The 12,332-nt window shown below is 72.2% G+C and carries 11 protein-coding genes; 10 read left to right on the top strand and 1 reads right to left on the bottom strand.

Translation table 11 applies throughout. The features are described from left to right. Positions 1-41: 41 nt before the first annotated feature. The gene (locus OG959_RS35600; RefSeq protein ID WP_326665180.1) at positions 42-725 is read right to left on the bottom strand and encodes a TetR/AcrR family transcriptional regulator; all 684 of its coding nucleotides are present in this window, start codon (positions 723-725) and stop codon (positions 42-44) included. A 79-nt stretch (positions 726-804) separates the two neighbouring features. Here OG959_RS35600 and OG959_RS35595 point away from each other — a divergent pair, with 79 nt between their 5' ends. From OG959_RS35595 to OG959_RS35550, 10 genes are all read left to right on the top strand, one after another. Continuing rightward, entirely contained in the window at positions 805-2,274 is a 1,470-nt protein-coding gene (locus OG959_RS35595) for a DHA2 family efflux MFS transporter permease subunit (RefSeq protein ID WP_326665178.1), read from the top strand. A 116-nt stretch (positions 2,275-2,390) separates the two neighbouring features. Further along, the gene (locus OG959_RS35590) at positions 2,391-3,434 is read left to right on the top strand and encodes an LLM class flavin-dependent oxidoreductase (protein ID WP_326665176.1); all 1,044 of its coding nucleotides are present in this window, start codon (positions 2,391-2,393) and stop codon (positions 3,432-3,434) included. A gap of 61 nt (positions 3,435-3,495) precedes the next feature. Next, positions 3,496-5,133 carry an ABC transporter substrate-binding protein gene (locus OG959_RS35585; protein ID WP_326665175.1) on the top strand — a complete coding sequence of 546 codons (1,638 nt, stop codon included), beginning with the start codon at positions 3,496-3,498 and terminating at the stop codon, positions 5,131-5,133. After that, complete coding sequence (locus tag OG959_RS35580; protein ID WP_326665173.1) at positions 5,133-6,098, top strand: ABC transporter permease; 966 nt, start codon at positions 5,133-5,135, stop codon at positions 6,096-6,098. Before OG959_RS35585 ends, OG959_RS35580 begins: the two co-directional genes overlap by 1 nt. Further along, complete coding sequence (locus OG959_RS35575; protein ID WP_326665171.1) at positions 6,095-6,967, top strand: ABC transporter permease; 873 nt, start codon at positions 6,095-6,097, stop codon at positions 6,965-6,967. The genes OG959_RS35580 and OG959_RS35575 overlap by 4 nt, the downstream gene beginning before the upstream one ends. Then, the gene (locus OG959_RS35570; protein ID WP_326665169.1) at positions 6,964-8,643 is read left to right on the top strand and encodes an ABC transporter ATP-binding protein; all 1,680 of its coding nucleotides are present in this window, start codon (positions 6,964-6,966) and stop codon (positions 8,641-8,643) included. Before OG959_RS35575 ends, OG959_RS35570 begins: the two co-directional genes overlap by 4 nt. A gap of 65 nt (positions 8,644-8,708) precedes the next feature. Then, positions 8,709-9,935, top strand: a complete 1,227-nt coding sequence (locus tag OG959_RS35565) for an acyltransferase family protein (RefSeq protein WP_326665167.1) — start codon at positions 8,709-8,711, stop codon at positions 9,933-9,935. Further along, positions 9,932-11,155 carry a cytochrome P450 gene (locus OG959_RS35560; protein WP_326665165.1) on the top strand — a complete coding sequence of 408 codons (1,224 nt, stop codon included), beginning with the start codon at positions 9,932-9,934 and terminating at the stop codon, positions 11,153-11,155. The genes OG959_RS35565 and OG959_RS35560 overlap by 4 nt, the downstream gene beginning before the upstream one ends. 20 nt (positions 11,156-11,175) lie before the next feature. Next, on the top strand, positions 11,176-11,370 hold the full coding sequence (locus tag OG959_RS35555) for a ferredoxin (RefSeq protein ID WP_136326119.1): 195 nt from the start codon (positions 11,176-11,178) through the stop codon (positions 11,368-11,370). A gap of 2 nt (positions 11,371-11,372) precedes the next feature. Then, entirely contained in the window at positions 11,373-12,299 is a 927-nt protein-coding gene (locus OG959_RS35550; protein ID WP_326665161.1) for an alpha/beta hydrolase, read from the top strand. The last annotated feature ends 33 nt before the right edge of the window (positions 12,300-12,332 follow it).

The following is a 12,332-nucleotide window of genomic DNA, read 5'->3' as shown; positions in this document are numbered from 1 at the left end:
CGGCGGCACCGCCCGGTGTCCGCGCGAGGTGCTCGGCCCGCTCAGCCGCCGGCCTTGCCCGGGCCGTCGGCCTGTTCCGTTCCGAAGGCACGCAGGAAGGTGTCGACCCCGGCGGTCACGACCTTCGCGACGTCCGCCGGGTCGAGGGGCCGGGTGCCCAGCGCGCTCATCCCGGGCAGTTCCTCGTAGACCAGCGCGATGAACTGGTTGGCCGCCCTGACCGGGTCCTCGACCCGCAGGTGGCCGGCGTTCGCGAGGCGGGCGAGCCGGCCCGCCAGCGCCTCGGTGAACTGGTTGGGCCCGCTGGCCCGCACCGCGTCGAAGAGGTCCGGGAAGCGCACGGCCTCCGCGTACAGCAGCCGGCGCACGGATTCGGACTGCTCGTCGCAGTAGCAGTCGACGAGCTTGGTGGCGAGGTCCTCCAGGCCCGGGCGCAGCTGGTCCGGATCGGTCGGGAAGGCGGTGAGGACGTCAAGGGTCTTGGCGTTGGACCGGGCGGCGGTCTCCGTCATCACATGCCGGAACAGCTTCTCCTTCGACCCCAGGTGGTTGTAGATCGTCGGCTTGGACACCCCGGCCTCGGCGGCGATCACGTCGAGGCTCGCCTGTGCGTATCCGACCTGCGCGAAGACCCGCAGGGCGGCCTCCACGATCGCCCGGCGCTTGTCCAGCCGCCCTCGGTCCACCGGGGCCTGGGCCGTCTGTTCGTTCTCGCCAACGCTCATGAGGCCATGCTACCGTGCCAGCCACAGAATTTTACTACCCAGTAAAATTTTCTGGGTAGAGTGGTTAAAAGGAGTTGCCGTGTCTGAAACAAAGGCGGCCGGGAGCGGGCCTGCCCGGCTCGATGCCGCTCTGCTCACGCTCGTCGGCGTCATGGTGCTCGGCGGGATGATGTCCTACCTGGACGCGACGATCGTCAACGTCGGGATCAGCACGCTGGGCGGTGAGTTCCACGCGACGCTGGCCACCATCGAATGGGTGACCACCGGCTATCTGCTCGCGGTCGCCCTGGCGATCCCGCTGGCCGGCTGGGCCGTGGTCCGGTTCGGCGCCAAACGCATGTGGCTGCTGGGCCTCTCGGTCTTCCTGATCGGCTCGACCCTGTGCGCCTTCGCCTGGAACGCGGAGAGCCTGATCGCCTTCCGCATCGTCCAGGGCTTCGGCGGCGGCATGGTCGACCCGATCATGATGACCGTCGTCGCGGGCGCCGCGGGGCCCGCCAGGATCGGCCGGGTCATGGGCCTGGTCTCCGTTCCGATCACGCTCGGCCCGGTGCTCGGCCCCGTCATCGGCGGGCTGCTGCTGGACAACTTCTCCTGGGAGTGGATGTTCCTGGTCAACATCCCCTTCGCGCTCGCCGCGATCGTGCTGGCGATCCGGGTGCTGCCGGCCGATCCGCCGCCGAGCGGTGAGCCGGTGCCGTTCGACGCCCTGGGTGTCGCGCTGCTCTCCCCCGGCTTCGCCGCGCTCGTCTACGCCCTGTCCCAGGCCGGCGGCGACGGCTTCGGAAGCACCAAGGTGATTCTCGGACTGGCCGTCGGTGTCGCGCTGTTCGTCGCGTACGCCGTGCACGCCCTGCGCACCACCGTCACCCCGCTGCTCGATCTGCGGCTGTTCGGCAACAAGGGCTTCAGCGCCAGCGTGACCACCATGTTCCTGCTCGGCGGCGGTCTCTTCTCGCTCCTGTTCCTGCTGCCGCTGTACTACCAGCAGGTGCACGGCCACAGCATCCTCGAATCCGGCCTGCTGCTCGCCCCGCTGGGCCTCGGCACCCTGATCGGCATGCCGATCGCCGGCAACCTCGCGGACAAGGTCGGCGCCCGCCGGCTGGTGCCCACCGGCGCGCTGCTCATCGGTCTCGGCGCCCTGGTCTTCACGGGCTCGGACTCCGGCACCTCGCAGATCGCGCTGACCGCCGCCCAGTTCGCCGCCGGCTTCGGCATGGGCCTGGTGGGCGCGCCCACCATGGGCTCGGTCTACAAGACGGTGCCGGGCGAGGCGGTCGCCGGCGCCACCGGTGCGGTGTTCATCCTCAACCAGATCGGGGCCTCGCTCGGCATCGCGGTGGTGGCTCTGATCCTCCAGGGCGGCGGTTCCCACGCGGTCCCCACCGCCGACTCCTTCGCCAACGCGTTCTGGTGGCCGGTCGCCGCCGCCGTCGTGGTCTTCGCCGCGGGTCTGCTGCTGCCGGGCAGGCCCGCGGCGGAAGCATCCGCGGACGAGACCCCGGCCGGGTCGGCCGAGCCGGAGCCGGTCAACGACCACGCCTGAGCCGCGCGCCCCGGCACGGGGCGCGCGGCGCACCTCCGTTCCTCCCGCACGTGCATGTCCGTCCAGCCCGCGCCGCCGGACCCCGGTCCGGCGGCGCGCTCCTTCCGGAGGTCTCCATGAGCCGACCCCTCGGCATCCCCCTGTCCGTGCTCGACGTGGTGCCCGTCTTCGAGGGCGGCTCCGCGACCCAGGCGCTGCGCGACACCGTCGCCCTGGCTCCGCGCGTCGAGGAACTCGGCTATCTGCGCTACTGGGTGGCCGAGCACCACAGCACCCCGAGCCTCGCCACCTCGGCACCCGCCATCCTCGCCGGACGCCTCGCCGCCGCCACGACCACGCTGCGGGTCGGCTCCGGGGGCGTACTGCTGCCCAACCACGCCCCTCTGGTGGTCGCTGAGCAGTTCGGCACCCTGGAAGCCCTCCACCCCGGCCGCGTCGACCTGGGTCTGGGCCGTGCCCCCGGCACGGACCCGCACACCGCCCGGGCACTGCGCCGGGCGCCCGAGCGGGGCGGGGACGACTTCTTCCGCCAGGTCGCCGAACTGAGCGGCTACTTCGCGCCCGGCGACCCCTCCTCCCCGATCACCGCCGTGCCGGCGGCCGACGGCAGGCCGGACCTGTGGATGCTCGGCTCCAGCCCGGCCAGCGCCGAGCTCGCCGGATCGCTGGGACTGCCGTACGCCTTCGCCCACCAGATCAACCCGCATGCCACGGCCTTCGCACTGGACCGCTACCGCGAGGCCTTCCGGCCCTCGCCCCATCTGGACCGGCCGCGCACCCTGATCTCCGCGCTGACCACCGTCGCCGACACGGACCGGGACGCCCGAGAGGTCGCCGCGCCCTATCTGCTCGGCAAGATAAAGATGCGTACGGTACGGCGCTTCGACGCGTTCCCCTCCGCGCGGACGGCGGCCGGCCACGCGTACGCGGAGGCGGAGCTGCAGTTCCTGGAGGAGCTGGCTGAGCGCCAGCTGATCGGCGCACCGGACACCGTGCGCGACAAGCTGGCCGAGCTGGTGGAGCGCACCGGGGCCGACGAGCTGATGGCGCTGACCGTCGTCCCCGGCCAGGAGGAGCGGCTGCGCTCGTTCGAACTGCTGGCACAGGCGGCCCGGGAGGTCCGTCCCGGCTCCTCCGAGGGCGTTTCAGCCCGGCTTTAGACGTACTCGCGACAGTACGTCCGGCACCCCTCACCTCGTTTCCCTGTCCCGGAGTCCCCATATGCACCCGCGCCGTACCCCTCGAAGAGCCGCTCTGCTGTCCGTCCTGCTGCTCGCCGCCACCGCCGCATGCAGCTCCGACGGCGGCTCCGCCCCCGCCGCGCAGGCGAAGCCCCGGAGCGGCGGCAGCCTCACCTACGCGGCGCAGCAGGAACCGGACTGCTGGGACCCGCACACCAGCGCGCAGGACGTGACCGCCTTCGTCCAGCGGCCGGTCTTCGACTCGCTCGTCTACCAGACCCCGGACGGTGAGCTGGAGCCGTGGCTGGCGAAGTCGTGGAAGACGTCGGAGGGGGGCCGGACGTACACCTTCGACCTGCGCGAGGACGTCACCTTCCACGACGGGAAGCACCTGGACGCGGCGGCGGTGAAGGCCAACTTCGACCACATCACCGCGAAGGCGACCCAGTCGCAGTACGCGGCGGGGCTCCTCGGTCCCTACGCGGGCACGACCGTGAAGGGGACGTACGAGGTCGAGGTCCGTTTCAGCCGGCCGTACGCGCCGTTCCTCCAGGCAGCGAGCACCACGTATCTGGGGATAGCCTCACCCGCCTCCCTGAAGGCGGGGGCCGACAAGCTCTGCGCGGGTACGGACTCCGTCGGCTCCGGACCCTTCAGGGCGGGCACCTACACCCGGGGCCAGAAGCGCGGCTACACCAGGAACGCCGCCTACGCGTGGGCGCCGAAGGACGCCGGTCACAGCGGGCCCGCCCGCCTGGACTCCTTCACCGTGCGCTTCATCACCGAGGACGCCACCCGGGTAGGGGCACTGACTTCCGGCCAGGTCGACGCGGCGGCGGCCGTTCCGGCCAACCAGATCGCGGCGGTCCGCAGGAACGCGCGGCTGGACGTCGTCGGCAAGGACGTCCCCGGCGCGGTCGACACGTTCTACCTCAACACCAGGAGCCCGCTGTTCTCCGACGCCCGGGTGCGCAAGGCGTTCCAGCGGTCCATCGATCTGGACGCCCTGGTGAAGTCGGTGTTCCAGGGCACCGGCACCCGCGCCTGGAGCACCCTCTCCCCCGCGACCCCGCACAGCTACGACTCCGCGCTGGAGAAGAGCTGGCCCTACGACCGGGCGCTCGCCGGCCGGCTGCTGGACCAGTCGGGCTGGACGGGCCGCGACTCCGAGGGCTACCGGACGAAGAACGGCAAGCGGCTCACCGTGGTCGCCCCGGTCTACGGCACGGCCTCGGTGTTCTCCCAGGCCGTGCAGGGTGATCTGAAGAAGGCCGGGATCCATTTGAACCTTGCCGCTTCCACCGACGCCACCGCGGTCTCCGCCCAGTTGGACGAGGGCCGCTACGACGTGGTCGAAACGTCCTGGGCGCGGGGCGACGGCGACATCCTCAGCAGCTTCTTCCTCTCCACCGAGTCGTCGGCGGGCGGCGGCCACAACTTCGCCAGGGTCGCCGACCCGCAGGTCGACACCTGGCTGAAGAAGGCACAGGGAGCCACGGCCCCGGACGAGCGTGCCGCGTACTACGCGCAGGTGCAGAAGTGGACGATCGACCGGGCGGCGGTGGTCCCCGCCTATGTCCAGAAGGCGTCGGTCGGTGTGAACAAGAAGGTGCACGGGCTGCGGCTCTCGCTGTCGGCGTGGCCCGAGTTCTACGGCGCCTGGGTCGAGGCCGGCTGATGGCGGTCCCGCACATACCCGCCGCGATCCGGGCCGTCACGGCCCGGGTCGGGGCGGCCGTCCTCGTTGTCTGGGGAGCCGCCACCTGCGCCTTCCTGGCGCTTCGGCTGATCCCCGGCGATCCGGTCAGTGCCATCGTCGGTTCGAACGCGCTGGTCGGCGCGGAGCAGCGCGAGGAGATACGCCACCACTACGGTCTCGACCGGCCGCTCGCCGTCCAGTACGGCGCGTATCTCAGGAAGCTGGTCTCCGGCGAGCTGGGCGACTCCTACCAGTTGCAGCAGTCGGTCTCCTCACTTCTCGCCGACCAGATCGGCGCGACCGCCCAACTCGCCCTGTGGTCCTCGCTGGTGGCGGTGGTCCTGGCGGCCGCCGTGACCGTGCTGACCTCCGGGCGCTCCCGGTGGCCGCGCCGCGTGTCGACGGCGGTGGAGCTGATCGTGGTGTCCACGCCCTCGTTCTGGCTCGGCATCATGCTGCTGACGGTGTTCTCGTTCCGGCTGGGCTGGCTGCCCGTCTCCGACAGTGGGGACGCCCGCTCGCTGGTCCTTCCGGTGATCACGCTGGCGCTGCCGATCGCGGCGGTGCTCACGCAGGTGATGCGGGAGGGGCTGCTCGCCGCTCTGGAGCAGCCGTTCAGTCTCACCGCCCGGTCGCGGGGGCTCGCCGAGCACACGGTGCGCTCGCACCACGCGCTGCGCCATGCCGCGCTGCCGGCGCTCACCCTCACCGGCTGGTTCACCGGGACCCTGCTCGGCGGGGCCGTGGTGGTGGAGAACGTGTTCGCCCGCTCGGGCATCGGGCGGATCACCCTGCAGGCGGTGAGCGACCGCGATCTGCCGGTGGTACAGGGCGTGGTGGCTCTGTCGGCTGTGGTGTTCGTGCTGGTCGGCGCGGTGGTGGAAGTGCTGTACGCGGTCGTGGATCCCCGGCTGCGCAAGGGAACGGGGGTGGCCGCCGCATGAGCGTGGAACAGGCCGTACGGGCCGGGGTACCGGTCGCGGCGGCCGGCAGGGTCCGCAGGCGCCGGGTTCGGCCGGGGGTGCTGGCCGCCGCCGTGCTGCTGGGGCTCATCCTGCTGGCCGCACTGGCGCCCTCGCTGCTGGCGGCCGGCAGTCCGACCGACACGGACCCGGTGCACGCACTCCAAGCACCGGGCGGGTCCCACTGGTTCGGTACGGATCAGCTGGGCCGTGACGTCTTCACCCGGGTGGTGCACGGCACCCGGTACTCGCTGGCCATCGGGGCCGCGGCGACGGGCGCCGGAGTCGGGCTCGCGGTGGTGTGGGGGCTGGCCGCCGCGCTGTCCGGCCGGTTCGGTGACGCCGTGCTGATGCGTGCCGCCGACGCGCTGCTGGCGCTGCCGGGGCTGCTGCTCGCCCTGATGGTGGTCCTCATCGCGGGCAAGGGGGTGCTGGGCACCACGATCGCCGTCGCGGTGGGGACCGCACCGGGGTTCGCCCGGGTGGTGCGGGCCCAGGCGCTGGTCGTCAGGCGGTCGGGCTATGTGGAGTCCGCGGTGGCGCTGGGTGTTCCGCGTCCGCTGATCGTGCTGCGCCATGTGCTGCCCAACACGCTGGGGCCGCTGCTGGTGCTGGCGACGGTCACGCTCGGGGCGTCCATCTCGACCGGGGCGGCGCTGAGTTATCTGGGACTCGGCGCCCAGCCGCCGACGCCCGAGTGGGGCGCGATGCTCACGGAGGGCCAGGGGTTCCTCGACCAGGCCTGGTGGATCGCGCTCTTCCCGGGCCTGCTGCTGGTCGGCACGGTCCTCGCGGTCACCGTCGTGGGCCGCCACGCACAGGCACGAGCCGAAGGACGGGCCGCCTCATGACCACCGCATCCTCCCGGGGTACGGCCCCGGACTCCACGCGGACACGGGCCGGTGTGCCCGTCGAGGAGGCGGCCCCGCTGCTCGACGTGGCCGGGCTGAACGTACGGTTCGGCACCGGGCCCGGCCAGGTGCATGCCGTGCGGGACGCGTCGTTCACCCTCGCCGGGGGCCGGTGCCTGGCCGTCGTCGGTGAGTCCGGGTCGGGCAAGAGCGCGCTGGCCCGCAGTCTGCTGGGGCTCGCCGGGCCGACCGCCGAGGTGTCGGCCGACCGGCTGCGCATTACGGGCCGGGAGGCCCGGGAGTTCGGCCCCCGGCAGTGGCGTGCGGTACGGGGCCGGCGCGTCGGGCTGGTCGCTCAGGACGCGCTCGTCGCCATGGACCCGCTGCGGCCCGTCGGCAAGGAGATCGCGGAACCGCTGCTGACACATCGGGTCGTCCCGCGCAAGGAGGCCGGGGACCGCGTCCTCGCCCTGCTGGAGCGGGTCGGTGTGCCCGAGCCCGCCGAACGGGCCCGGGCCCATGTCCACCAGTTGTCGGGAGGGCTGAGGCAGCGGGCCCTGATCGCCTCTGCGATCGCGGCCGAGCCCGGTGTCCTGATCGCGGACGAGCCGACGACCGCGCTGGACGCCTCGGTGCAGTCGCGGATTCTCGCGCTGCTCGGCGAGCTGAAGCGGGGCGGCACCGGTCTCCTCCTGATCAGCCACGACCTGGCCGTGGTGGAGGCGCTCGCCGACGAGGTCGCCGTGATGAAGGACGGCCGGATCGTGGAGTCCGGACCGGTCGCCAGAGTGCTGGAGTCACCGGAACACCCGTACACCAAGGCGTTGCTGGCGGCCATCCCGGGCAGTCGTCCCCGAGTGGCCCGAGCCGCGGTGGCCCCGGACGACACCGAGCCACTCCTCGATGTCTCCCGTGCCACCAAGGTGTTCAGGGGTGCGCGCGGCAGCCGCCGGACCGCGGTCGACGAGGTGTCGTTCGCGCTGCGGCCGGGGGAAACCCTGGGCCTGGTCGGCGAGTCCGGCTCGGGGAAGTCCACCCTGGCCCGCATGGTCCTCGGTCTGGTGGCGCCGGACAGCGGCGCGGTGCGGCTGGCCGGAACCCCGTGGAGCTCCCTGCGAGAACGCGAACGCAGGCAGGGGCGCCACACCCTGCAACTCGTGCCGCAGGATCCGCTCAGCGCCTTCGATCCGCGCTGGAGCGTGGCCCGGATCGTGGGCGAGGCCCTGGCCACGGCCGGCGTCGGGCGTGCGGAGCGGCAGGCCCGCACCGTACGGCTGCTGGAGCAGGTCGGTCTGTCGGCGCAGTACCTGGAGCGCCGGCCGTTGGCCCTGTCCGGCGGGCAGCGGCAAAGGGTCGCCCTCGCGCGAGCCCTGGCGCCCTCGCCACGGCTGCTGGTGTGCGACGAACCGGTCTCGGCTCTCGATGTGTCCGTCCAGGCACAAGTGCTGGACCTTCTGAGGCAGTTGCAGGAGGACCTCGGCCTCGCGACGCTCTTCATCTCGCACGATCTCGCGGTCGTCCGGGAGATCTGCGCCCGGGTGCTGGTGATGAAGGACGGCCGGATCGTGGAGTCCGGACCGGTCGACGAGGTGTTCGCGAAGCCCGCCCATCCGTACACCCGGGCCTTGCTGGAGGCGGTGCCACGGCGTGCGCGTACCGCACAAGAGCGGCTTTAGAACCGGCCAACACGCGACTGCGAGCCTCGACGGGCCAGTTTCGGACAAGTCGGAGGTCATCAGCCATGCCAGGCTCCCCAGCACCGTCCACCCCGCCGCCACCCGTCCCGGACCTGCCGCGGGCCGCCAGGCTGCCGTCCCTCACGGGGATGCGCTTCCTGGCGGCCCTGCTGGTCTTCGCGTTCCACACCACCTTCCAGACCCGGTTCTTCGAGGGCAGGCTGGGCGACACGCTGGGCGACACGTTCGCCAACGCGGGCTTCTACGGGGTCACGTTCTTCTTCGTCCTCAGCGGCTTCGTCCTGACCTGGTCGGCGCGGCCCGCGGAGGGCGCGCCCCGCGTCTGGCGGCGCAGACTGGTGAAGATCTTCCCCAACCACCTGGTCACCTTCGTGGCCGCCGCCGCCCTGATGGCGGCCGCCTCCGAGGTGTTCACCACGAAGGGCGTCCTGGCCAACCTCTTCCTCGTGCAGGCGTGGATACCCGAGATCCAGGTCCCGAACACGATGAACGCCGTCAGCTGGTCGCTGTCGTGCGAGCTGTTCTTCTATCTCGCCTTCCCGTTCCTGCTGCCCTTCCTGGAGCGGCTGACGGCTCGCCGGCTGTGGACGCTCGCCGGTGTGCTCGGCGCACTCACCGTCCTGGTGCCGGCCGTCAGCGGCTGGGCCGTGGCCGGTACCCCGCTGCCGTTCATCGACGACGGCTCGCTGTCCTTCGAGCAGATCTGGTCCGTCTACTTCTTCCCGCCGGTCCGCGCCATCGAGTTCGTGCTCGGCATGATCGCCGCCCGGCTGGTGCTGACCGGCGCGATCCCCCGCGTCGCGCTGCTGCCCGCCGCCGCGATCGCCGTGGGCGGTTACGTCCTCAACGCGTCGGTGCCGTATCTGTACGGTGTCGCGGGCACCGGCGCCCTGTGGCTCACCCCGCTGGTCGTCGCCGCCGCGCAGGCCGATGTCCGGCAGACCGCTTCGCCCTTCCGGGGGCGGGTGCTGGTGCGGCTCGGCGAGCTCTCGTTCGCGTTCTACATGGTGCACGGGCTGGTGGTGACGTACGGCCACAAGTGGCTCGTCGCCGGCGAGGAGCTGTCCGGTGCCGCGGCGGCCGCCCTGCTGATCGCCGCCCTGCTGGCCGCCCTGGCCCTGGCCCACGCCCTGTTCACCTGGGTCGAGGCCCCCGCCGTACGGCGGTTCAGCGCTCCGCGCGCGAAGAATCCGGCAGCGTCCGAAGCGGCTCCACCGGCCGCACCGGCACCTGCCGTCGTTCCGCTCACTGTCCTGGAGGCCGGGGAATGACCGAGATCAGTACTGCTCCCTCGACTGAGGGCCAGGAGCTGCCCGCGTATCCGCAGGCGCGCGGCTGCCCCTTCCAGCCGCCCGCCGGCTACGACACGTACCGCGAGCAGGGACCGGTCTCGTTGGTCGAGCTGTACAACGGGCGCCGGGTCTGGGCGGTGAGCGGGCACGCGGAGGCCCGTCAGGTCCTGCTCGACGCGGCCACCTACTCCTCGGACCGGGTCCATCCGCACTACCCGGCCACCGCTCCCCGTTTCGAGTCGGCGCGCAAGGTCCGCAACTTCATCGGCATGGACCCGCCGGAACACACCGTCCAGCGGCGCATGCTGCTGACCAACTTCACGGTCCGCAAGGTCCAGGCGCTGCGGCCCGGTATCCAGCGGCTCGTGGACGAACTGATCGACGCGATCGAGGCCAAGGGCCCGGTCGCCGATCTGGTTCCGGACTTCGCTCTGCCTGTGCCGTCCGTCGTCATCTGCGAGCTCCTCGGCGTCCCCTACGCCGACCACGGCTTCTTCGAGCAGCAGTCCCGGCGGGTCGTCACCGGGACGACGAGTCTGGAGGACAGCGCCGACGCCTTCGCGCAGCTCGCCTCGTACCTCGACGGGCTGATCCGGCGCAAGGAGGAGGAACCGGGCGACGGGCTGCTCGACACCCTGATCGCCGAGCAGCTCTCCACCGGTGCGCTCACCCGCCGCGATCTGGTCGACATCGCGCTGCTGCTGCTGGTCGCCGGACACGAGACCACGGCGAGCGCGATCGCGCTCGGCGTCCTCACCCTGCTGGAGAACCCGGAGCAGCTCGCGGCCCTGCGCGCCGACGAGTCGCTGCTGCCGGGCGCGGTCGAGGAACTGCTGCGGTACATGGCGATCGCGGACGGCGTCGCCCGGTTCGCGACAGTCGACACGGAGCTCGGCGGGCACCGGGTCCGGGCGGGTGACGGGGTGATCGTCGTGATCTCGTCGGCCAACCGGGACGACGAGGCGTTCCCCGCAGCAGACGCCTTCGACGTCGGGCGCGGCGCCCGCCACCACATCTCCTTCGGACATGGCGTCCATCAGTGCATCGGCCAGAACCTGGCCCGTGCCGAGATGGAGATCGCCCTGTCCACACTCTTCCGCCGGCTGCCGGGGCTGCGCCTCGCCGAACCCTCCGGGCAGCTGCCGGTCAAGGAACCGGGCGGTGTCCAGGGCATCTGGCGCCTGCCTGTCACATGGTGATCAGAAGGGAACCGGAAGCCATGCACATCAAGGCCGATACACAGCGGTGTCTGGGCGCGGGTCAGTGCGTCCTGTCCGCCCCCGACCGCTTCGACCAGTCCGACGAGGGCACGGTCCTCGTCCTGGAGGACCGGGTGGACGGCGCGGCCGAGGAGGCGAGGCTGCGGGACACCGTGGCGCTCTGTCCCTCGCAGGCCATCGCTCTGGAGGCCTGAGCATGCCGGTGACGGGACGGCTGGCCGACGCGGTCGCGGACCATCGGGCGGGTCCGCGACCGCTGCGCGAGCTCCCGGCGGTGCCGGGGGTCGAGGTGACGGAGCGATGGGTGCCCGGGCCGCCCGGTTCGCCGGAGGTTCGGGTGCGGGTGTACCGACCGGCCGGGGCGGGGTCCGCGCTGCCCGCGGTGCTGTGGATCCATGGCGGGGGCTTCGTCCTCGGCAATGTGGACTCGGTTCACCACTCGGCGGCCCAGGCGGCGTCGTTCGCCTCGGCGGTGGTCGTGGCGGTGGCGTACCGGCTGGCGCCGGAGGATCCGTTTCCCGCCGGGCTCGACGACTGCTGGGCCGCACTGGAGTGGACCGCCGGGAACGCGAAGGAGCTCGGGGCGGATCCGGCGCGGCTCGCGGTGGCCGGGGCCAGTTCCGGGGGCTGTCTCGCCGCCGGGCTGACCCTGCTCGCCCGGGACCGGGGCGGGCCCGGGCTGGTCTTCCAGCACCTGAGCACTCCGGTGCTCGACAACCGGCTGGAGACGGGCTCGATGACCGCGTACGTGGACACGCCGGTCTGGAACCGCCGGCTGGCGCAGGAGAGCTGGGAGCTCTATCTGGGCACGGACCGGGTCGGGACTCCCGTGTACGCGTCCCCGGCACGGGCCGGGGACCTTGGCGGGCTGCCCCCGGCGTATCTCTCCACCGCGGGTCTCGATCCGCTGCGCGACGAGGGGCTGCTGTACGGGCTCCGCCTGGCGCAGGCCGGGGTGCCGGTCGAGCTGCACAACTTCCCCGGGGCGTACCACGCGTTCGGCGGGTCGGCGGGTACACCGGACCCGGACGAGCAGCACCGCATCGCGCTGGAGCACCTGACGGCGCTGCGGCGCGGGCTGCACGCGGCCGGGGAACGCGCGGACGGCTCCGGGGCGATTTAGAACGCACAAAGGCCGCCGTTAGCGCGGCTGGGG

Source organism: Streptomyces sp. NBC_00385, from assembly GCF_035917155.1.
Classification (GTDB): domain Bacteria; phylum Actinomycetota; class Actinomycetes; order Streptomycetales; family Streptomycetaceae; genus Streptomyces; species Streptomyces poriferorum.
The sequence above is the reverse complement of the archived record's forward strand: the minus strand, read 5'-3'. Positions and strand labels throughout refer to the sequence as shown.